20 protein-coding genes are annotated in these 19587 nt (G+C 73.4%); 8 read left to right on the top strand and 12 right to left on the bottom strand.

From position 1 onward, the window contains the following. The first annotated feature begins 15 nt into the window (after positions 1–15). Positions 16–438 carry a hypothetical protein gene (locus tag ACYQ77_RS40245; RefSeq protein ID WP_459721936.1) on the top strand — a complete coding sequence of 141 codons (423 nt, stop codon included), beginning with the start codon at positions 16–18 and terminating at the stop codon, positions 436–438. Here the strand turns inward: ACYQ77_RS40245 and ACYQ77_RS40240 are convergent. From ACYQ77_RS40240 to ACYQ77_RS40230, 3 genes are all read right to left on the bottom strand, one after another. Continuing rightward, the gene (locus tag ACYQ77_RS40240; protein WP_459721934.1) at positions 416–1141 is read right to left on the bottom strand and encodes a S1 family peptidase; all 726 of its coding nucleotides are present in this window, start codon (positions 1139–1141) and stop codon (positions 416–418) included. The two genes, ACYQ77_RS40245 and ACYQ77_RS40240, sit on opposite strands and share 23 nt — an antisense overlap. Before the next feature lie 113 nt (positions 1142–1254). Next, positions 1255–2289 carry a polysaccharide pyruvyl transferase family protein gene (locus ACYQ77_RS40235; RefSeq protein ID WP_459721931.1) on the bottom strand — a complete coding sequence of 345 codons (1035 nt, stop codon included), beginning with the start codon at positions 2287–2289 and terminating at the stop codon, positions 1255–1257. A 10-nt stretch (positions 2290–2299) separates the two neighbouring features. After that, on the bottom strand, positions 2300–3121 hold the full coding sequence (locus ACYQ77_RS40230) for a septum formation family protein (protein WP_459721928.1): 822 nt from the start codon (positions 3119–3121) through the stop codon (positions 2300–2302). A gap of 114 nt (positions 3122–3235) precedes the next feature. Here ACYQ77_RS40230 and ACYQ77_RS40225 point away from each other — a divergent pair, with 114 nt between their 5' ends. Beyond that, positions 3236–4678 (top strand): Nramp family divalent metal transporter, encoded by a 1443-nt coding sequence (locus ACYQ77_RS40225; RefSeq protein WP_459721926.1) that lies wholly within the window; start codon positions 3236–3238, stop codon positions 4676–4678. 555 nt (positions 4679–5233) lie between these two features. Here the strand turns inward: ACYQ77_RS40225 and ACYQ77_RS40220 are convergent. From ACYQ77_RS40220 to ACYQ77_RS40195, 6 genes are all read right to left on the bottom strand, one after another. Further along, a complete protein-coding gene (locus tag ACYQ77_RS40220) occupies positions 5234–6043 on the bottom strand; it encodes a hypothetical protein (RefSeq protein WP_459721923.1) in 810 nt (269 codons plus the stop codon). Positions 6044–6113: 70 nt separating this feature from the next. Beyond that, on the bottom strand, positions 6114–10547 hold the full coding sequence (locus tag ACYQ77_RS40215; RefSeq protein ID WP_459721921.1) for an nSTAND1 domain-containing NTPase: 4434 nt from the start codon (positions 10545–10547) through the stop codon (positions 6114–6116). Between the two features lie 37 nt (positions 10548–10584). Then, a complete protein-coding gene (locus tag ACYQ77_RS40210) occupies positions 10585–11028 on the bottom strand; it encodes a hypothetical protein (RefSeq protein ID WP_459721919.1) in 444 nt (147 codons plus the stop codon). A 3-nt stretch (positions 11029–11031) separates the two neighbouring features. Next, positions 11032–11382, bottom strand: coding sequence for a hypothetical protein (locus ACYQ77_RS40205; RefSeq protein ID WP_459721917.1), 351 nt, complete (start codon positions 11380–11382; stop codon positions 11032–11034). 78 nt (positions 11383–11460) lie between these two features. Beyond that, entirely contained in the window at positions 11461–11826 is a 366-nt protein-coding gene (locus ACYQ77_RS40200) for a VOC family protein (protein WP_459721915.1), read from the bottom strand. Between the two features lie 39 nt (positions 11827–11865). Next, positions 11866–13134, bottom strand: a complete 1269-nt coding sequence (locus ACYQ77_RS40195; protein WP_459721912.1) for a hemolysin family protein — start codon at positions 13132–13134, stop codon at positions 11866–11868. 58 nt (positions 13135–13192) lie between these two features. Here ACYQ77_RS40195 and ACYQ77_RS40190 point away from each other — a divergent pair, with 58 nt between their 5' ends. Further along, positions 13193–13939, top strand: a complete 747-nt coding sequence (locus ACYQ77_RS40190; RefSeq protein ID WP_459721909.1) for a putative hydro-lyase — start codon at positions 13193–13195, stop codon at positions 13937–13939. Position 13940: 1 nt separating this feature from the next. On the opposite strand, the gene ACYQ77_RS40185 is transcribed toward ACYQ77_RS40190, so the two are convergent. Then, positions 13941–14906 carry a helix-turn-helix domain-containing protein gene (locus tag ACYQ77_RS40185; protein WP_459721907.1) on the bottom strand — a complete coding sequence of 322 codons (966 nt, stop codon included), beginning with the start codon at positions 14904–14906 and terminating at the stop codon, positions 13941–13943. A gap of 52 nt (positions 14907–14958) precedes the next feature. Between ACYQ77_RS40185 and ACYQ77_RS40180 the strand changes: the two genes are divergently transcribed. Continuing rightward, entirely contained in the window at positions 14959–15354 is a 396-nt protein-coding gene (locus tag ACYQ77_RS40180) for a cupin domain-containing protein (protein ID WP_459721905.1), read from the top strand. On the opposite strand, the gene ACYQ77_RS40175 is transcribed toward ACYQ77_RS40180, so the two are convergent. Then, complete coding sequence (locus ACYQ77_RS40175; protein ID WP_459721902.1) at positions 15345–15917, bottom strand: CGNR zinc finger domain-containing protein; 573 nt, start codon at positions 15915–15917, stop codon at positions 15345–15347. The genes ACYQ77_RS40180 and ACYQ77_RS40175 overlap by 10 nt on opposite strands. A 48-nt stretch (positions 15918–15965) precedes the next feature. On the opposite strand from ACYQ77_RS40175, the gene ACYQ77_RS40170 reads away from it, so the two are divergent. The 4 genes from ACYQ77_RS40170 to ACYQ77_RS40155 all read left to right on the top strand — a co-directional run bounded on the left by ACYQ77_RS40170 (position 15966) and on the right by ACYQ77_RS40155 (position 18840). Beyond that, positions 15966–16637 carry a maleylpyruvate isomerase family mycothiol-dependent enzyme gene (locus ACYQ77_RS40170; protein WP_459721900.1) on the top strand — a complete coding sequence of 224 codons (672 nt, stop codon included), beginning with the start codon at positions 15966–15968 and terminating at the stop codon, positions 16635–16637. A gap of 93 nt (positions 16638–16730) precedes the next feature. Next, positions 16731–17396, top strand: coding sequence for an ATP-binding protein (locus ACYQ77_RS40165; RefSeq protein WP_459721897.1), 666 nt, complete (start codon positions 16731–16733; stop codon positions 17394–17396). 68 nt (positions 17397–17464) lie between these two features. Further along, positions 17465–18337, top strand: a complete 873-nt coding sequence (locus ACYQ77_RS40160; protein ID WP_459721895.1) for an NAD(P)-dependent oxidoreductase — start codon at positions 17465–17467, stop codon at positions 18335–18337. Further along, complete coding sequence (locus ACYQ77_RS40155; protein WP_459721892.1) at positions 18334–18840, top strand: N-acetyltransferase family protein; 507 nt, start codon at positions 18334–18336, stop codon at positions 18838–18840. Before ACYQ77_RS40160 ends, ACYQ77_RS40155 begins: the two co-directional genes overlap by 4 nt. On the opposite strand, the gene ACYQ77_RS40150 is transcribed toward ACYQ77_RS40155, so the two are convergent. Then, positions 18766–19335 (bottom strand): TetR/AcrR family transcriptional regulator, encoded by a 570-nt coding sequence (locus ACYQ77_RS40150; RefSeq protein ID WP_459721889.1) that lies wholly within the window; start codon positions 19333–19335, stop codon positions 18766–18768. The two genes, ACYQ77_RS40155 and ACYQ77_RS40150, sit on opposite strands and share 75 nt — an antisense overlap. Positions 19336–19587: the final 252 nt, after the last annotated feature.

The raw sequence follows: 19587 nt of genomic DNA, 5'->3' as shown, positions 1-19587 counted from the left end.
CTACCATCGGCGGCTGTGACACCACTGACCGCCCTGTACCGGGCACTGCCGATCTCGAGCGGGCGGGTGCGGGTGGGCAACCAGACCGGCTGCGGCGGCATCGCGGACGCCAGGCTCCACCTCGAGGCCGCGCGGGCCTACGAGTTCGTGGACGCGACCCCGGCGGCCCGGCACGACGACCAGGAGCTGGTCGCCTACTGCGTCACCAACGTGCGCGCGGGCGTCGAGGCGGAGCTGACCGCGCTGTTCGGGCGGCTGCCCGCGGTGCGCGTGACGCTCGACCGGGTGCTCCCGCACGCCGTCGACTCCAACGAGTGGATCAACCAGCTGGCGGGGCGGTCCGCGGTCCAGGACGCGCTGCGCGCCGCGGGGCTGGGCGGTCTGCTGCCCAGCCCCGAGGCGCGTTACCGGGTGGTCACACCCCCGCGACCGAGCTGATCCAGCTCCGGTAGCGGGTGATGTTCGTGTAGGCGGTGCGGGTCGAGCGGTCGCTGGTCGACGCGACGCCCACCTGCCTGCCGGAGGCGAACATCGGGCCACCGGAGTCGCCGCCCGCGGTGATGCCGTCGATGCGCTGGGCGCACACGGCGACACCACCGGTGTAGTCGCGGCAGCTCACCGACGTGACGCGGACGTTGGCGTACTTCAGGTAGCGGGACTGGCAGTTGATCTCGGGCTGGCCGGTGCAGGTGGCGCCCCAGCCGTAGACCTGGACCGTCTGGCCCACGGCCACGTCGGTGGTCGTGCCCAGCGGCGAGTAGGTCGCCGACACGCTGCGGTCGAGCCGCACGATCGCGAGGTCCGCCGTCGAGTGGCGGGTGATCGCGACCCCGGTGGCCATGGTGCCGCCGCTGGTCTGGTCGAGGCTGCCGATCCGGAAGGTGTACGTGCCGGAGCTGGACACGCAGTGCCTGGCGGTGAGGATGTAGGTCGGCGCGATGATCGTCGCGGTGCAGTTCTGCTGCCCGTTGACGAACAGGCGCGCCGCCCACGGCGCGTTGGACGCGGTGCCCCCACCGATGATCATCGGGGTGGCGCCACCGCCCGGCTCCGGCGGGGCGGCGGCGACGGCCTGCGGGGCCGCCATCACGAGCGCGAGTGCCGCGCCCACCACCGCGGTGGCGAACTTGAACAGCTTCATCTGGCTTCTCGATTCTGCGGCCGTGCGGCCGCGAGCAGGGTGAATCGGGAAGCCCCAGCTCACCACCCGCCCGCGCGCACGGGCAAGGAGGTGGGCGTTCCCAGAATTACCGGCTATCCGCGCAGCAGGCGAAGCGCCAGCACGCGCGCCTCGTCGCCGGTGTCCGCCCAGCGGGCGAGCGCGCTGGGGTGGGTCCACGACTCGTGGACGCCGCTGACCTTGCCGTACCCGTTGTCCAGCACGACGTGCGGCCGGCCCGCGAGCAGCGCCAGCACGTGCCCGTGCAGCTTGTCGGTCACCACCACGCGGCCCCGGCCGAGGATGTGCAGCCCGCGCCGCACCCAGCCGTGGCCGAGCGGCGCGAACGTCGCCCCCAGCGGGCGCCACGCGTGCCGCGCCCAGCGCGCGTCCGACTGTGCGCGGGCACGCAGGAACTCGTTGGCGCGCCTGGCGATCCGGTGGTCCACCCGCCACGCCGGCTCGTCGGGCTGCTCGTGGATCCACTCCACGACGCTGCTCGTGACCCCGTCCGGCGTGCCGCCGTGGTCGACGTACTCGGGGTCGCCCGGCACGCGGTGCAGCCACAGCACGTCGTGCCGCGGAGTGCCGAGCCGTGGCAGCGCGCCGAGCCCGAACGCCATGTCCGGCGCGAGGTGCACGTCGGCGTCGAACTCCTGCTCGGCCACGGTCCGGCTGCGGTGTTCGCGCACCATGACGGTGACGTCGCCGTGGTCGGCGACGAGGCGGCGGACGCGGTCGAGGTTGCCGCGGTCGCGGAAGTGGATGCTCTGCGGCAGCTGCACCAGGCGCCTGTCGCGCAGGGTCGCCAGGAGGTGCTCGCGGAGTCCCTGTTGCCCCTGGTAGAGGTCGCCGAAGTTGCCGCCGCCGTTGATCAGCACGGGACCGTCGGGCACCGCCTCGCGCAGGGCGGGCGCCGAGAACGTGTCCCACGCGCACTGGTAGCCGACCCGCACGCCGATGCGCCGCAGCGCCGCCCTGGTGCCCAGCCAGATGGCGGGGTCGCCGGGGTTGCCGTGGTTGGGGAAGTTCACCAGCGCGACCCGGCGGGCGCCGCGCAGGACGGTGCGGAGCGCGTCGTCCACCTGCCGGCGCAGGGAGGTGATCAGTGCGGCGTCTGGGTTGGACACGCGGACGAGCCTAGGGAGTGCCCATGAGCCCGGTGACGGGCGTGTCCGAGATGGCCATGCAGGTCCCCGTGGTGGACCCGGCGATCCACTGCTCCGGCGAGCCGTAGCTCATGCCGAAGCCGACACCGTCGCGTTCGCCGCCGAGGTACGCCTCGACGGCGGCCTTGCACTCGCGGAAGATCACGTCCTGGACGTCGGCCGCCGCGGGCGGCGGGTCGGTCGGCTCGCCGAGCACCACGACCGGGGTGACCGCCTCGCTGCGGTGCGGGCGGTCGCACGGCACCGTGAGCGCCGGACCGGGGTCGGCGGGGCTGCCGACCCGGCACTGCCGCAGTTCACCGAGGCCGTCGGTGAGCACGTCGCGCAGGGAGCCGGTGCGGGCGGCCACCTCGCCGTTGTCCGCGTACACGCCCGCGAGGCAGGAGTACCACCGCTGCCCGGCCCGCCACTCCGGTTCGTGCGGCCAGACGTAGGCCGCCTCGACCAGGCTCGCCTCGACCTCCGCGCTGCCGGTGTAGTCGGCCAGCACGTCGTGGCAGGACGGGCCGATCACCGTGTCCAGCTCGGGCGGGAAGGTGTCCGGCACGGTGGCGGGCAGCTCGCCGGACCGCGTCACCTCGTACTCGTGCGGCTCGGCGCAGGGGACGAGGGTGATGCCGTCCTCGATCGCGAGGCAGTCCCCCGGGGTGTAGGCGCCCGCAGGCACCGGCGGTGGCGCGGACGTCGTCGACGAGGGCGGGAGCGCCGCGCCCGCGACCGGCTGTCCGTCCACACTGGACATACAGGCGGCCAGGGGGAGGACGAGCAGGCACAGCGCGGCGCGGCGGGACATGACCGCAGTGAACCACGACCGTGCCGGGACCGGTCCCCGCTCGTCACCCGGTGCGGCGACAACCGCAGTACGATCTTCGAGGAGATCTCCTCCCCCTGCGAAGGGATCACCACCATGACGAGGCAGCACAACGACGTGACAACCTCGGTGACCAGCCGGTTCCCCACGAGCAGCCGGTTACCCGCACCCGAGGTCCGGCCACTGCCGGAGGCGCCGACCTCCACGTGGCGGATCATCGGGCCGGGCGTCATCGCCGCCGGTGTCGGGCTGGCGTCCGGCGAGTTCATCCTCTTCCCCTACATCGCATCCCAGGTCGGGCTCGTCTTCGTGTGGGCGGCGCTGATCGGCCTGGCCACGCAGTACTTCCTGAACATGGAGATCGAGCGGTACACGCTCGCCACCGGCGAGACCGCGCTGACCGGCTTCAGCCGCTTCTGGCGGCACTGGGGCCTGGTGTTCGCGGTCCTCACGGTCCTCGCGAACCTGTGGCCCGGCTGGGCGACCAGCTCGGCGACACTGGTGACGTACCTGTGGGGCGGCGACGTCACCTGGATCTCCGTCGGCATGCTCGTCGCCATCGGGCTGATCCTCACGCTCGCGCCCGTGGTGTACGTGGCACTGGAACGTGCCGAGATGCTGAAGGTCGCGGCCGTGCTGGTGCTGCTGGTCGTCGGCGCGGTGGTCGCGATCACCGCGGACGCGTGGGCGGACGTGCCGCAGATCGTGACCGAGGCGAGCATCCCGATCGACCCGCTGGGCCTCGCGTTCCTGCTGGGCGCGCTCGCGTTCGCCGGCGCGGGCGGCGGGCAGAACCTGGTGCAGAGCAACTGGATCCGCGACAAGGGCTTCGGCATGGGCCGGTACGTACCGCGGATCACGAGCCCGGTCACCGGCAAACCGGAGGCCGCGCCCAGCACCGGTTTCATCTTCGAACCGACCGACGAGCACATGTCCCGGTGGCGGGCGTGGTGGCGGTTCGCGAACCGGGAGCAGCTGTACACGTTCGTGCTGATCACGTTCGTGTCGATCCTGTTCACGTCGCTGCTCGCGTACTCGACCGTGCACGGCCGCGCCGACCTGCCGAAGGACATCGGGTTCCTGCAGATCGAGGGCCAGGTGCTCAAGGAGACCGTCGGCGCGTGGTTCGGCACGCTGTTCTGGCTGATCGGCGCGTTCGCGTTGTTCGCGGCCGCGCTCGGCATCGTCGACTACACGTCGCGGCTGGTCGCGGACGTGCTCAAGACCGCGTACGTCAAGCAGGCCAAGGAAAGCACGCTGTACTTCGGCGTGGTGTGGGTGCTCGTGCTGATCGGGTGCGTGATCGTGCTGGCCGGGTTCGCGCAGCCGCTGATCCTGCTGGTGATCTCGGCGTGCGTCGGTGGCGTGATGATGTTCATCTACTCCGGGTTGCTGATCGTGCTCAACCGCAAGGTGCTCCCCAGGCCGATTCGCATCCCGGCCGGGCGGATGGCCGTGCTCGGGTGGTCGGTCGCGCTGTTCGGCGTGCTGAGCGTGCTGACGATCATCGAGCAGGTGGGCAAGTTGATGGGTGACTGACGGCCCGGGTTGCTGGGTGATGAAGGGGTCCTTCGTCGCCCAGCCGGGATTTGCGGACCGCTGCGATGGCCCGGCCCGCTGAGCGGGCCGGGCCATCGGGTTCAGTCGGGCGTGGTGAAGGGGTCCTTCCTCACACGGCCGGACCACCCGGGCGCTGCGCGCCCGGGTGGCGCAGTGGGCCGGGCGCATCGGTTGGGGTGAGTGTGATGAAGAGGCCCTTCCCCGCGGTCGGCGTGACAACGGGACCCTTCATCACCCTGCCGGGTTTGCGGGCGCTACGCGCCCGGCCCGCACAGCGGGCCACCCCACCGATGGGCAAGCGTGATGAAGGGGTCCTTCCCCACGCGACCGCACCACCCGGGCGCTGCGCGCCCGGGCCCGCGCAGCGGGCCGGGCGCATCGGCTGGGTCGAGCGCGCTGACAAGGGCCCTTCCCCCGCGCTCGGCGTCACAAAAGGACCCTTCATCACCCTGCCGAGTTTGCGGGCGCTGCGCGCCCGGCCCCGCAACGCACCCGAACGCAACGCCCCAACGCAACGCCCTCGAACAGCGCGCGTCACGGGTGGCGGGCTGCGCGTTCGACCTCTGCCAGGTCGTCGGCCGTTACCAGGCGGTACTCCGCGACCCGTTTGCCCACCGCGAACCTCGGGTTCTGGATCCGGCCCTCGCGGGCCTCCGAGTACGGGTCGGCCAGCTCGCCGAACGCGACCTGCGACACCACGCGAATGGCGTCGTCGACGCGTTGGGGGCGTTCGAGGTTCCACGCGTGCCCGCCGCGCCAGTCGCGGATCCGTTCGTAGATCCGCCGGTTCGTCGGCGGGAACGGGGAGTCGTCGTCGCCGATGAGCCATGGTTCCGCCAGCGCCAGGGCGACGAACCACTCCTTCGAGTGGCGGGTGAGCTGTCCCTTGCGCAGGTGGGGTTTCAGCTCCGTGTCGCGGCGCACGGGTGGGGCGGCCGCGGTGGCCGGGACGAGCGCGTTCACGGTGAACGTCATCAGCAGGTCGGTGAACAGCTCGGCGCCGACCTGTTTGCCCGCCAGCACGACCAGCTCGTTCTTGCCCCCGTCGAGCAGCGCCGTCATGTCGCGCACCAACGTCACGCGCCGCGCGCCGCCCGGGGCGTCCAGCAGGCTGGACAGCCTGCCCTCACCGGACCCGAGCCACCGCAGCCACGCCGCCTCGTTGCCGACCACCAGCTCGGCGAGCGTGCCGGACACGTGCGGCGCGCAGCCCGGCAGCCGCAGCTCGACGCGGCCGGGGCCGGGGCCGGTGGCGCTGTGGGGGTCGCGGCCGAACAGCAGGCGCTCGCCCGCCGTCAGGAGCACCGGGTGCACGTCGTTGCCCCGCACCATGACCTGCAGCATTGCCGCAGATTACCGGGCGGGGCACCACCGCCGACCGCAGAACGGCGGCGGGCAGTGGAACGTTCCGCCGTCAGCAGCCGAGGCCGTCGAGGTCCGCCGCGCCGGCGTCGGCGAGGTTGTCGCACAGCTGCCGCACGACCGTGTCCGGGTCGAGCCGCCACACGCCGACGTCGGTGTCGGTGCCGCCGCTCGCGAGGACCGTGCCGTCCGGGGAGAACTCGATCTCGTTGAGCGCGCCGCCGTGGCCGCTGAGGGTCGCGAGCAGCTCGTGGCTGTTCAGGTCCCACAGCCGCACGACCGGGTCCTCGGTGGTGATCGTCGCGGCCATGCGGCCGTCCGGCGAGACCGCGATCTCGCGGACGGTCGCCGTGTGGCTGCCGAACGAGTCCCGCTGCTCGCCGGTCACCGGGTCGCGGACCTGGATGGCGCCGTCGGTGCCCGCGGTGAGCACGGGCCTGCCGTCCGGGGTGAGCGCCAGCGTGGCCAAGGTGTTCCGGTCGAGCAGCACCCGCTTCTCACCGTCGAACCCCGGCGCCCGCCACGAGATCATCGTGGAGGAGATCGCGCCGTCCGGGTCGCCATCCGGGGTCGAGTCGCCGTCGGTGTTGACGAGCGCGAGGAGCCGCCTGCCGTCCGGGGTGAACGTGAGCCCGGCGACCGACTTCGTGCCCAGGTCCAGTTCCGCGCGCCGCTCGAGCGTCGCCACGTCGTACACGGTGACCTTGTGGTCGACCGGGTCGTCGACGGTCACCGGGCTCTGGTGGGCGGCGGCGAACACGCTGCCGTCCGGCGACAGCGCCAGCTCCCCGCGGAACTGGCGGCCCGCCAGGCGGACCGACCTCGGGCGGGCGAACCCGGCCCGCGCCGCGGTGACCGTGAACGTGCCGTCCACCGTGCCGGTGATCCGGTCCCCGCGCCTGGTGTAGCGGGTGGCGAGCACGGCGCCGTCGAGCCGCGTGCTCGCGAGCTGCCGCCCCGACGCCGCCTCCCACGAGTCGAGCTCACCCTCGGAGTCCCCGGCGAGCAGGGACCGCCCGTCCGGGCTGAAGGCGACGGCGGTCACCGACCCGATCGGCTTGACGTACCAGCTGGGGTTGGAGTGCCAGCGCAGGATCGTGCCGTCGCTGGTGGCGGCGACCTTCGTGCGGCCGTCCCCGGACACGGCGATCGCGAGCACCGTCTTGCCGACGGTCGTGCCCGCGCGGGGACCGGGGGCGAGCGTGCCGGAGTAGCTGCCGTTCAGCGTCTGCCACGCGGTGAGGGTCGTGGTGTCGCTGTTGGTGTACAGCAGCGAACCGTCCGAGCCGAACGCCAGCGCGATCGGACCCTGGGCCGCGTCGCTGGGGTGGCGCGTGACGTCCGCGAACTGCCGCACCGGCGCGCCCGTCCGCGCGTTCCACAGCCGGATCGTGTTGTCCATGAAGCTGGTGCTCGCGAGCAGTTCCGCGGAGAACGCGACCTGGACCGGCACGCCCTCCCCCGTGTCGCCCACCGCGGTCATGAGGTGGTCGTCGTGCCGCGCGACGAGCTTGCCGGTCGCGGGCTCCCACAGGTCGAGCGTGCCGTCGAGGTGCCCGACCGCGAGCCGGTCACCCGCCGTGCCGTACGCGATGCTCGCCGCGTCCCCGCCGGCCGGGGTGACCCAGCGGATCAGGTTGCCGGTGCGGGGTTCCCACTCACCGACCCGCCCGACGCCCTCGGGGTCCACCGACACCGCCGCGATCGCGCCGCCGTCCGGCCGCCACGACACCGGCCCGAACGCGTTGAGGTTGTGGCGGAGCCTGCGGATCAGCCTGCCGTCCGGCACCGACCAGATCCGCACCCCGCTCTCCTCGACGTTGCCGGACCGCAGCGACGACACCGCGAGCATCGACGCGTCCGGGGAGAACCGGACCGCCCTGATCGTGCCGGCACCGGCGATGCCGACGTCGAGCCGCCTGCGTTCCGCGAGGTCCCACAGGGCGACCTCGCCCTCGCCGGACCCGGCCGCGACGTACCTGCCGTCGTGGCTGACGTCGATCGCGTAGCCCTGCGCCAGCCCGGACGCGAACGCGGACGGGTAGGTGAGGCCCGGCGCGGACAGCAGCGCGCTGCGCGCCTCCGCCGTCGGGCCGGCCCGCCAGCCCTGCACGGCCTTGCGCATGGCGCCCAGCGGGTCGACGGACGACTCGGCGAGCGACTCCGCCGCGTACTGGCGGGACAGGGCCACGTTGCGCTGGTCCTGCGCCTCGCTGCGGGAGATCACCGCCAGCACGCCCGCGACCAGCGCGATCGCGAGCAGCGACGCGAGCCCGGCGACCAGACCGCGCAGCCTGCGGGTGGTGCGCCGCCGGTCCCGGTCGCTCGCCTGCAGGAACGCGCGCTCGTCCGGGGTGAGGTCGGCGCGGCCCGCCGACCAGTCCAGCGCGGCGGCGAGCCGGGCGCCGCGGTACAGGTCGCCGCGGTCCTGCCCACCCGCCCGCCACGCGGCGGCGGCCTCGGCGAGCCGCTGGCGCACGAGCAGCCCCTGCCGGTCCTCCTCCACCCACTCGCGCAGCCGGGGCCACGCGGTCAGCAGCGCGTCGTGCGACAACGCGACCGCGTCCCGGTCGACGGTCACCAGCCGGGCGGCGACGAGGCTCTCCAGCACCCTGGGCGGGACCTCGTCCCGGCGGGCGCGGCGGCGCGCGATGCCGCCGCCGTCGAGCAGCGTGACCATCCGCAGCAGCGCGGCGCGCAGCGCCCAGCGCTCCGGTTCCGGCAGCCGGTTGTACACGCTGTCGGCGGTGAGCGCGACGGCCCGGTCGACGCCGCCGGTGCGCTGGTAACCGTTGAGCGTCAACCGGTTCCCGTCGCGGTTGTGCCACGTCTCGCGCAACGCGTGCGCCAGCCGGGGCAGCGCGCCGGGGTCGCGGCCCGCGCCGACGTCGGTGACCAGCCGGTCGACCAGGCCGGGTTCCAGTTCCAGGCCCGCCGCCTCCGCCGGCTTGGTCACCACCCTGGCCAGCTCGTCGGCGGTCAGCGGACCGAGCACGTACGGCGCGTCCAGCGACGGTTTCAGCGCGGGCAACGAGATGCAGTGCTCGACGAAGTCCGCCCGCACGGCGACCACGACGCGGGCGGGCCACGCGCAGGCGAGCGCGGTCGCGAACACGTCCCGCTCCCTCGGGTCCCGGCAGAGCGTGAACAGCTCCTCCGCCTGGTCGACGGCGACGACGAGCGGTCCGCGTGCACCGGCGGCGGCCTGGCAGAGCACACCGAAGTCCGCCGGCTGGTGCCACAGCCGCTGCGCGAGCACGCCGGGGTCGGCGTTGGTGAGCGCGGCGAGCCGGGCCGCGAGTGTCCCGACAGGACGGTCGCCGGGGGTCATGGCGAGCGCCTTCTCCCCCGACCTGGTGTGCGCGGCGAGCAGCCCCGCGTTCAGCAGCGACGACTTGCCGGCGCCGGACGCACCGACCACGATCAGCGGGCCGTCGTCGGCGCGCCCGCGGGACAGCCGGGCGAGCAGGTCCCGCACCGGCTGCTCGCGGCCGTAGAACCAGTCGCTGTCCCGGACCCCGAAGCTCTGCAGCCCGGGGTACGGGCAGGCGTCGGCGAGGTCGCGCGCCGGTGTGTGGTCCTGCCCGGCGACCGCGGTCATCAGCAGCTGCACGAAGTGGCCGCCGGTGAGCGTCGCCTCGGCCCGCACGGCGGTGGGCGCGTCCGCGGTCACCGCGGCGGCCGCCGCCATCAGCTCGCCCGCGGTGGGGTAACGCCGCTTGGGGTCCTTGTCCATGCCGGTGCGCACGACGAGGTCCATGCCCGCCGGGATGCGGCGGTCGAACAGCGACGGCGCCGGCGGCGGGTCGTTGAGCTGGGCCGACAACTTGCCGACCGAGTCCGGCGCGGGGAAGGGCACGCGGCCGGTCAGGCACTGGAACAGCACGCACGCGAGCGAGTACACGTCCGACGCGGCGTCGGCGGAATCCCCGCGCATCAACCGTTCCGGCGCCATGTAGTCGAGGGTGCCGATGTAGTCGCCGGTGTTCGTCAGCTTCGTCACGTCGTCGGCGAGCTCCCGGGCGATGCCGAAGTCCGCGAGGTACGCCGTGCCGTCGGCGTCGAGGAGGATGTTGGCCGGCTTGACGTCCCGGTGCAGCACGCCTGCCGCGTGGGCCGCGTCGAGCGCGGCGGCGACCTGGCCGAGGACCGCCACGGCACGTGCCGGGGACAGCGGTCCGTCGGCCAGGACGCGTTTCAGGTCGGGTCCCTCGACCAGGGCCATGTCCAGGTAGAGCCGGCCGTCGATCTCGCCGTGCGCGTGGATGGGGATGACGTGCGGCTCGTTCAGCGCCGCGACGAGCTTGGCCTCGCGGCGGAAGCGGGCGCGGAACTCCTCGCTCGCGGTGGCGGGCAGGCGTTTGAGCGCGACGTGGCGGTCGTGCTCGGTGTCGTAGGCGCGGTGCACCTCCCCCATGCCGCCGCGGCCGAGCAACTCCTCGATCCGGTACGGGCCGAACATCCCGGTCGCCGGATCGCCGTCCATCCCCGCCTCCCCCAGTTCGCTGGCGTGCCAGGGGATCTTACTGGCACGCGTCGTACATCGCGTCGAACGCGGACGTGCGGGCGGCTCCTTCCAGGCCGTCCCACAGGTAGTGCCGCACCGCCTCCACGCACGTGGTCAGTTTCGCGTTCTCCGCCGCCAGGTCGTCGTTGTGCGCCTCGGCCGCCGCCTGCGCCTCCTCCGCGTCGCCGATCCGGGCACGGACGTCGGCGAGTGCTCCCTTCCTGTCGTCCAGCCGGGCGATCGCCGCGTCGTGGTCGCCGTCCGCGGCCACGTACAGCCCGGCGAACACGGCGGCGGCGGCGAACGCGACCGCGCAGGCGATCAGGAGCACGAGCCCGGCGCGTCTTCTCGGTGGCGGCGGCGGGTACGCGACGGGCAGCGGGAACGGCTGGGAGATCGGGGACCGCCGGGGCTGGTGCGGCAGCTCGGGGTAGGACATGGGGGTCGTGCGGTCGTTCACCGGTCACCTCCCGCAGTGCAGCAACATCCGGTCCACCGCGGCCGACAGGGCCGGGTCGTCGCCCTCCGCCACGGCCAGCAGCGCGTCCTTCGTCGGGTCGGCGCAGGCACGCAGCGCGTCGCCCGCGTCGACGAGGTCCCGCTCCTCGGCCGCCAGTTCGTCCACAGTGGACCGAACGGTGCCGAGCCGGTCGCGGGCGCCCGCCAGTTCCCGTTCGGTGACGGTGACCTGCCCGTCGACGTCGGCGGTGGCCGACCGCGCCACGAGGTAGAGGGTGGCGAAGAGACCCGTCGCGGCGACGAGCACCCCGAGCACGATCGCGAGCACCACCGTCGTCGTCCGCGTCCCGTTCATGGCGGCTCCCTGCTGTCGACGTCCGCCACCAGTCTCGTGACCAGGCGGCGTTCGGGGCAGCGGAAGGTTCCGCCGGGGTCAGCCGACGTACAGGCAGAACGGGTGGCCCGCGGGGTCGAGGCACACCCGCACCTGTTCCTGCGGCTGGAAGCCCGCGACCTCGGCGCCCTCGTCGATGGCGTGCGCGACCTCCGCGTCGAGGTCGTCCACCTCGATGTCCAGGTGCGCCATCATCAGCTGCGCGCCCCGCTCCCCCGGCCACACCGGCCGCCGGTACTCCGGTTCGGTCTGGAACGACAGCCGCGCCGTGCCCTCGGGGTCGCGCAGGACCACCCAGTCCGCGCTGTCCTCCTCGGTCGTCCAGCCCAGCAGCCTGCGGTAGAAGTCGGCGAGTTCGCGGGCGTCGGGGGCGTCGAGGACGGTGCTCGTGTAGGTCATGGTCATGCCCGCGGGTGTTGACGCCGCCGGCCGCCGCCAAACGCGTCACCGCTTCGGGTGCAGGCGGACCTCCGTGATCGCGTGGTGGGCCACCGCCGTGACCTCGATCGTCCACTCGGACAGCGCCACCCGGTCGCCGGGCGCGGTCGGGATGCGGCCGAGCGCGGTGAGCACGAGGCCGGCGATCGTCGCGTAGTCGCCCTCGGGGCGGTCCGCGAGCTCCACCCCGACGTCGACGAGGTCGTGGATCGGGAACGTGCCGGGCAGCTGCAGCGCGCCGTCCGGCCGGGTCTGCACGGCCATCACGTCGGGGTCGGTCTCGTCGTAGATCTCGCCGACGATCTCCTCCAGCAGGTCCTCGAGGGTGACGATGCCGTCGATCGCGCCGTGTTCGTTGGCCACCAGCGCGAACTGCTCGCGCTCGTCCTTGAAGCGGCGCAACGCGTCCGACACGCGCACCGAGTCGGGGAACACGACCGGCGGCCGGGCGACGGCGGCGAGCGACGACGAGTCGTCGAGCAGGTCCCGCAGCGTCACCACGCCGATCACGTCGTCGAGGTGCCCGTCCCGCACGATCGGGGCCCGCGAGTGCCCCGACTCGGCGAGCGCCTTCCTCGCCTGCGGCACCGGCACGTCGCCGCGGATGGTGAACACGGCCCGCCTCGGCACGAGCACCTCGCGCAGGATCCGTTCGTGGATCTCCAGCGCGCCGGTGATGATCGTGCGCTGCTCGGCGTTGAGCCCGCGGTGCCCGACGACGAGGTCACGCAGCTCCTCGGGGCTGAGCTGCTCGGAGCCGGCCTTGGGGTCGCCGCCGAACATCCGCACGATCAGGTCCGTCGACCTCCCCAGCGCCCACACCGCGGGCCGCGACACGCGGGACAGGAAGTCCAGCGGCCGGGCCACGGTCAGCGCCCACCGTTCGGCGTACTGCATGGCGAGCCGTTTCGGCGCCAGCTCGCCGAACACGAGCGTCACGAACGTGAGCACCAGCGTGATCAACGCGATCGCGACGGCCTCCCGCGCGCTGCCCAGGAACGAGAACAGGGGCGCGACGGGCTCGGCGAGCGACACGGCCGCGGTCGCCGACGCGAGGAACCCGGCGAGGGTGATGCCGACCTGGATGGTCGCGAGGAACCGGTTGGGGTCGCGGGCGAGCCGGACCAGCGTCCTGCTCGCCGCGCCGCCGTCGCGTTCCAGCCGCCGCAACTGCCCCTCCCGCAACGAGATCAGGGCGATCTCGCTGCCCGCGAACAGCGCGTTCAGCACCACGAGCACACCGACCAGCAGAATGTTGAACCAATAACCGCTCATGTTCCAATCCCGGCTCGGTTGGGGACAACGGTACCGAGCCGTGGCTAACGTTGCGGTCATGAGACCAGCGGAGGTTCGGCAACGGGTCACCGGCCCGACCGCCGGGCTCGCGCCGGGGTACACGCAGGCCAACCTCATCGCGGTGCCGAGGGAGTGGGCCTACGACATGCTGCTGTTCGCGCAGCGCAACCCGAAACCGTGCCCGGTGCTGGACGTCACCGACCCCGGCAGCCCGCGCACGGTGCTCGCCCCGGCCGCCGACCTGCGCACGGACGTGCCGCGCTACCGGGTGTGGCAGGACGGCGCGCTGGTCTCCGAACCCACCGACGCGACCCCGCACTGGCGCGACGACCTCGTCGCGTTCCTCATCGGCTGCAGCTTCACGTTCGAGTCGGCGCTCGCCGCGGCCGGGGTGCCGCTGCGGCACGGCCGCAACGTGCCGATGTACGTGACGGACCGCGAGTGCCGCCCGGCGGGGCGGCTGCACGGGCCGCTGGTGGTGTCGCTGCGGATGATCCCGGCGGACATGGTCGGCACCGCCGTCCGGGTGAGCGGTCTGATGCCCGCCGTGCACGGAGCGCCGGTGCACGTCGGCGACCCGGCCGGGCTGGGCATCGCCGATCTCGCGACCCCCGACTTCGGCGACCCGCCGGTGGCGGAGGACGGGGACGTGCCGGTGTTCTGGGCGTGCGGGGTGACGCCGCAGGCCGTGCTGATGGCGTCGAAGCCGCCGTTCGCGATCACGCACGCGCCGGGGCACATGTTCGTCACGGACGTCCCGGACAGCGAGTACCGCGTGGCGTGAGTCAGGCGGCCGGGCCGAAGCGACGGCGGTAGGCGGACGGCGACAACCCGGTGTGCCTGCGCAGCTGCGCGCGCAGGTTGGCGGCGGTGCCGAGCCCGCTCGCCGCGGCCACGCGGTCCAGGCGCTGCTCGCCGCGTTCGATGAGCCTGCAGGCGAGCGTGACGCGTTCGGTGGTGAGCCACGCGAGCGGCGTCGTGCCCAGCTCGGTGCGGAACCGGCGGTGCAGCGTGGCCTGGCTGGTGGCCGCGCGGGCGGCGAGGTCGGGCACGGTGAGCGGCTGGTCGAGGCGTTCCCGGGCCCACTCGAGGACGGGCGCGAGCGACGTGCCGGGCACCGGCGGCACCGGCCGCTCGACGAACTGGCGCTGGCCGCCGTCGCGGTGCCCGGTGAACACCAGTCGCCTGCTGACCGCGTTGGCGACCTCCGCGCCGTGGTCGCGGTACACGAGGTGCAGGCCGAGGTCGAGCGCGGCGGCGCTGCCCGCGGCGGTGAGGACGTTCCCGTCGTCGACGAACAGCACGTCCGGCGTCAGCCGCACGGCCGGGAACCGCCTGGCGAACTCGGCCGCCCAGCGCCAGTGCGTGGTCGCGCGCCTGCCGTCGAGCACGCCGGCCTGCGCGAGGGTGAACGCGCCGGTGCAGAAGCTGACGAGCCGGGCGCCCCGGTCGGCGGCGGCGCGGATCGCGGCGAGCACGGCCGGGTCGGCGGGCACCTCCGGGTCGGGCCGGTTGGGCACGATCAGGGTGTCGGCGGCGGCCGCGGCGCCGAGGTCCGCGACGCCGGTCATGGTGAACATGCCGAGGTGCATCCGCACCGAGCGCCGGGCCGCGCACAGCGTGAAGTCGTACCAGGGCCTGCCGAGCTCGGGCCGCCGCAGCCCGAACAGCTCGGTGGCGACCCCCAGCTCGAACGGGTTCGACCCGTCGTCGACGAGGACCGCCACCCGGTGCGAGAATTCTTTCGGCATGTGCGATTCCTAGCACTCGTGCGCGGGGGTCCGCCACCGTCAGGATCGGCGCATGAACCGACCGATCGACCTGGCCGCCGCGCTCGCGAGCTTCACCGAGGCGTGGAGCCCGCGCATCGTGACCACCGTCAACGACTACGACATCCGCCTCGCGCGCTTCGCCGGCGAGCACGTGTGGCACGTCCACCTCGACACCGACGAGTTCTTCCTGGTCCTCGACGGCACGATCGACATCGGCCTGCGCGAGGAGGCCGGCGAGCGCACGGTGACGCTGCGCAGGGGCGAGGTGTTCGTGGTGCCGCGCGGGGTGTTCCACAAGCCGTCGTCGGCCGACGGCGCGGCCGTGCTGCTGGTGGAGCCGACGGGCACGCTGTCGGTCGGCGACGAGCACGACGAGGTGCCCGGGCACGTGGACGCCACCACCGGGCACCGGCTCGCTCAGGTGTGATGCCGCTGGTAGTAGCGCGAGACGCGGGCCCGGTTGCCGCAGGACGGCTTGCACCACTCCTGGCGTGCGTGCTCCTTGACGAAGTACCGCACGCAGCGCGGCGCCGGGCACGCGCGCAGCCGTTCGCGCTCCGGGCCGGCGAGGAACTCCATGGCGGCCCGTGCCACCGCGGCGAGCAGCCGGGCGGGCGCCGTTCCCGGCGTTTCGCGGACCAGCCGGGGATCGCCGCCCGTCGGCCACGTCAACCTCGTGGTGTGCGGCACGGCGGCGGCGTTGAGGCGGGCGAGCGCGTCGTCCGGTGACGGGAGGCGGGGCGCGTCCATCTTCCCGGCGGCGCCCGGCGCCACCGCGCGCGCGAACAGCGAGCGGACCGCCCACCGCAGGTCGGCCAGCTCCGCGCGGAGCTGCTCGTCGGCGGGTGCGGTGTCGGCGCCGAGCAGGTCGGCGTTGGCCGCCAGCCACGCGGCCAGCCCGTCGACGCCGGTCAGGTCGTCGGTCACACCGCCGTGCCCGTCGTGCCGGATCGTGCTCGCCAACTCCAGTGCCAGGTGCCGGTACGCCATGACTAATGGTTCTACCGCTTTCAGCCATGTGGTGCTAGCTTCTGCCTAATGATTGAACAGCCGGAAACCATTAGTAAAGTCCTCGACGACCTGGCCGTGAGCCACCGCAGGCTCGCGAAACTCGTCGACGAGTTCTCCGAGGCCGACGTCCGCGCGGAGTCCGCACTGCCCGGCTGGACGCGCGCACACGTGCTCACCCACCTCGCCGAACTGGCAGCCGCGCTGACCCGCCAGGTCACCGAGGCCATGGCGGGCAGGCTCGTCGACGTGTACGACGGCGGCCGGCCTGCGCGCGCCGCGGCCATCGAGGCGGGCGCGGGCCGCCCGGTCGGCGAGCTGGCCACCGCGGTCACGACCGCGTCGGACCGGCTGGCCGCCGCCTTGTCCACAGTGGACGACTGGACCCGGCCGGTCCGGTACCGCGACGGCACGCTGGCCGACGTCGCGCTGTGCCGGTGGCGGGAGGTGGAGCTCCACACGACCGACCTCGCGGTCGGGTACGGCCCGGACCAGTGGTCCGCCGACCTGTGCCACCACGTGATCGGGATGCGGGCGGAGCGCGCGCTGACGCTCGTCACACCGGAGGGGACCTGGACCGTGGGCACCGGCACACCCGTGACCGCGACCGGCGAGCTCACCGACCTGACGGCCTCGCTGGTCGGCCGCCCGCACGGTCCGGTGACGACGAGCGAACCGTGGACCCCCGAGCCGTGGGGGTGACGGTACCCGCCTGACGCGGCGACAAACCTCGATCCGTCGTGTTTCCCCCTTTCCTCCCCGGGCACCCGGATCGAAAGGGAGGTGAACACGGTCGTGCAGAAGGGAATCGAGGTCCGTGAGGAGATCGTCGTCCTGACGCCGACGGGCACGCTCGATGCCGGCAGCGGCGACGCCCTTCGCGACCGGGTACTGGCGTCGGCGGCGGACGAACCACGGGCGGTGCTCGTGGACGTCACCGAACTGGAGCTGCCGGCGCGGACGACGCTGTTCGGCGAAGTGGCCGACCAGCTCGCGCACTGGCCCGGTGTACCGCTCCTCGTCGTCGACCCGCGGGGCAGGCTGCCCGGCGCGCACCGCACGGTGCGCGCCGCGATCGCGTCGGTGGGCGAGCCACCACCGCGCAGGGTGGCACACCGGGTGCTGCCCGGCAACACCTCGGGCGGACGCGCGGGACGCGCGTTCGTGCGGGACTGCTGCCGGCGCTGGCACATCGAGGACGACCGCGCGGACGACGCCGTCTGGGTCGCGAACGAACTGATCGAGAACACCATCCGGCACACGCCGTACGCACCGGCGGTGCGCGTGGAGCTGCGCCACGGCGAACTGACGGTCGCCGTGCGTGACGACGACCCGCACCGCCCGCGACCGAACCCGGACCAGCGGCCGCTGCACGGGCTCGCCGCGGTGCACAAGCTCGCGACGACGTGGGGCACGGTGCCGCTCGAGAGCGGCGGGAAGGTGGTCTGGGCGGCACTGTGACGAACGCGGGGCTATGACAGCCGTCATGACCGAGGCTAGTATGACGGCTGTCATAGCAGCGGGAGGTCATGGTGCGACTGGGTTTTCTCGGGCTCGGCGTGATGGGCAAGCCGATGGCGCTCAACCTGGCGCGGGCGGGCACGCCACTCGTGGTGTGGAACCGCACGCGCGCGCGGTGCGCGGAGCTGCGGGACGCGGGTGCGACGGTGGCCGAGAGCCCGGCCGAGGTGTTCGCGTCGGCGTCGACGGTGCTGATGATGCTGGCCGACGACGTCGCCGTGGACACGGTCCTCGCCCGTGGCACACCGGAGTTCGCCGGGCGCGTCGCCGGGCACACGGTCGTCCACATGGGAACGACGGCGCCCGGCTGGTCGCGGTCGCTGGCCGACGACGTGGCCGCCGCCGGCGGCCGGTACGTGGAGGCGCCGGTGTCCGGGTCGCGGATCCCCGCGGTCAAGGGCGAACTGGTGGCGATGCTGGCGGGCGACGCGGCGGCCGAGGTGGCGCCGCTGCTGGCCCCGATGTGCCACGAGACCGTGCTGTGCGGTCCGGTGCCGAACGGGCTGCTGACGAAGCTCGCGGTGAACCTGTACCTGATCACGATGGTCACGGGGCTCGCCGAGGCCGTCCACTTCGCCGAACGCCACGGCCTCGACCTGGCGCGGGTCGCGGGCGTGCTCGACGCGGGGCCGATGGCGAGCGCGGTGTCCCGGGTGAAGACGGCGAAGCTCCTGGCCGGCGACTTCGACGTGCAGGCGTCGATCACGAACGTGCTGGAGAACAACCGGCTCGTGGCGGAGGCGGCGCGGGCGGCGGGCATCGCGTCGCCGTTGCTGGACGTGTGCCACGCGCTGTACGGGGAGACGGCGGCGCTCGGGCACGGCGAGGAGGACATGGTCGCGGTGGTCCGCGCGATCGAGGCGCGGACGGCCGCGTCGTGATCCGCGCGCTGCGCCCCGGCGACGGGGACGCCCTGACCCGCATGCTGGCCCGCTGCACCCCGGCGACGAGGTTCCAGCGGTTCCACGGCGTGGTCGAGGAGTTCCCGCCCGCGTACCTGCGGCGCTGCCTGACGGGCGAACACGCCGCGGTGGTCGCCGAGGAGGGGGACGAGATCGTCGCGCTCGCGAGCGCGGGCCCGGTCCCCGGCGAGCCGGGCGTGCACGAGGTCGCGGCGATCGTCGAGGATCGGTGGCAGAGCAAGGGTCTCGGCCGCGAACTGGTCGTGACGCTCCTGGCGCACGCGGACGTGGCCGTCGTGCGCATGGAGGTGTGCCGGACGTCGCTGCTCGGATACCTGACGTCGGCGCTGCCCGTGGTGGCGGCACGGCATCACGGGTGCGACACCGTGCTGGACCTGGACGTGCGGTCAGTCGTCCAGCAATGGCGCGAGCTCGGCAACCACGGTGGTGAGCGGGGCGACGTCCTCGTGCAGCCGGGCTGACATGATCGCGCCCTCGAGGGTGCTGATCATGAGCGTGGCGAGCCGCTTCGCCCGCCGCGGCGCGACGTCCATGGCGATCAGTTCCTCGGCCACCGCGGTCTCCCAGCGGATGATGCCGTCCCGCAGCTGGGTTCGCACTGATGACTCGGTGCCGACCAGGTCGGCGGTGGCGGCCATGAGCGGGCAGCCGCGGTCGAAGCCGCGTTTGGTGAACTCGTCCTTCCACTGGCGGGCCATATGCTGGAAGAGACCCGACGGGGTCGGCTTGCGGGCCGTGGCGCGGTAGGAGCGGGCGCGATCGGCGGCGAAGTCGGCGGCCCACAGGACCGCTTCGCCCACCAGCTGGTCCTTGCCGCCGGGGAAGTAGTGCTGGAACGAGCCGCGGGGGGCGTCGGCGTGCGCCACCACGTCGCGCACGCCGGTGCCCGTCGCGCCGCGGGCGCGGACCAGCTGCACGGCGCTGTAGACCATGCGTTCGCGGGGAGTTCGTTCCATGGGGGCCTCTTCATGACGGGTGTCATGAGGTTAGCAAGGGTGTGGATGACGTGCGCGGTTTTGTCGGTGGTGGTCGGTAGGCTGGTTCTCGGGGGCCGGAGGCCGTTGGCTGTGGACAACTCGGCTGTTGGTGGCTGATCGTGTCGGTGGCCTGCTCTAGGCTGGATGTCGGGGGCCGGAGGCCGCGGTTGCGGCGGCGGATTGCGCGGGCGGCGCACTCACCCGCCTCTCTGCCCGCCACCACCACCGAAC

Source organism: Actinophytocola sp. KF-1, assembly GCF_054661535.1.
The sequence above is the reverse complement of the archived record's forward strand: the minus strand, read 5'-3'. Positions and strand labels throughout refer to the sequence as shown.

Coding starts and splice junctions, on each gene's coding strand:
- ACYQ77_RS40240 (WP_459721934.1), bottom strand. CDS start 1,141: ATGAAGCTGTTCAAGTTCGCCACCGCGGTGGTGGGCGCGGCACTCGCG.
- ACYQ77_RS40230 (WP_459721928.1), bottom strand. CDS start 3,121: ATGTCCCGCCGCGCCGCGCTGTGCCTGCTCGTCCTCCCCCTGGCCGCC.
- ACYQ77_RS40225 (WP_459721926.1), top strand. CDS start 3,236: ATGACGAGGCAGCACAACGACGTGACAACCTCGGTGACCAGCCGGTTC.
- ACYQ77_RS40220 (WP_459721923.1), bottom strand. CDS start 6,043: ATGCTGCAGGTCATGGTGCGGGGCAACGACGTGCACCCGGTGCTCCTG.
- ACYQ77_RS40215 (WP_459721921.1), bottom strand. CDS start 10,547: ATGGACGGCGATCCGGCGACCGGGATGTTCGGCCCGTACCGGATCGAG.
- ACYQ77_RS40205 (WP_459721917.1), bottom strand. CDS start 11,382: ATGAACGGGACGCGGACGACGACGGTGGTGCTCGCGATCGTGCTCGGG.
- ACYQ77_RS40200 (WP_459721915.1), bottom strand. CDS start 11,826: ATGACCATGACCTACACGAGCACCGTCCTCGACGCCCCCGACGCCCGC.
- ACYQ77_RS40195 (WP_459721912.1), bottom strand. CDS start 13,134: ATGAGCGGTTATTGGTTCAACATTCTGCTGGTCGGTGTGCTCGTGGTG.
- ACYQ77_RS40190 (WP_459721909.1), top strand. CDS start 13,193: ATGAGACCAGCGGAGGTTCGGCAACGGGTCACCGGCCCGACCGCCGGG.
- ACYQ77_RS40185 (WP_459721907.1), bottom strand. CDS start 14,906: ATGCCGAAAGAATTCTCGCACCGGGTGGCGGTCCTCGTCGACGACGGG.
- ACYQ77_RS40180 (WP_459721905.1), top strand. CDS start 14,959: ATGAACCGACCGATCGACCTGGCCGCCGCGCTCGCGAGCTTCACCGAG.
- ACYQ77_RS40175 (WP_459721902.1), bottom strand. CDS start 15,917: ATGGCGTACCGGCACCTGGCACTGGAGTTGGCGAGCACGATCCGGCAC.
- ACYQ77_RS40170 (WP_459721900.1), top strand. CDS start 15,966: ATGATTGAACAGCCGGAAACCATTAGTAAAGTCCTCGACGACCTGGCC.
- ACYQ77_RS40160 (WP_459721895.1), top strand. CDS start 17,465: ATGGTGCGACTGGGTTTTCTCGGGCTCGGCGTGATGGGCAAGCCGATG.
- ACYQ77_RS40150 (WP_459721889.1), bottom strand. CDS start 19,335: ATGGAACGAACTCCCCGCGAACGCATGGTCTACAGCGCCGTGCAGCTG.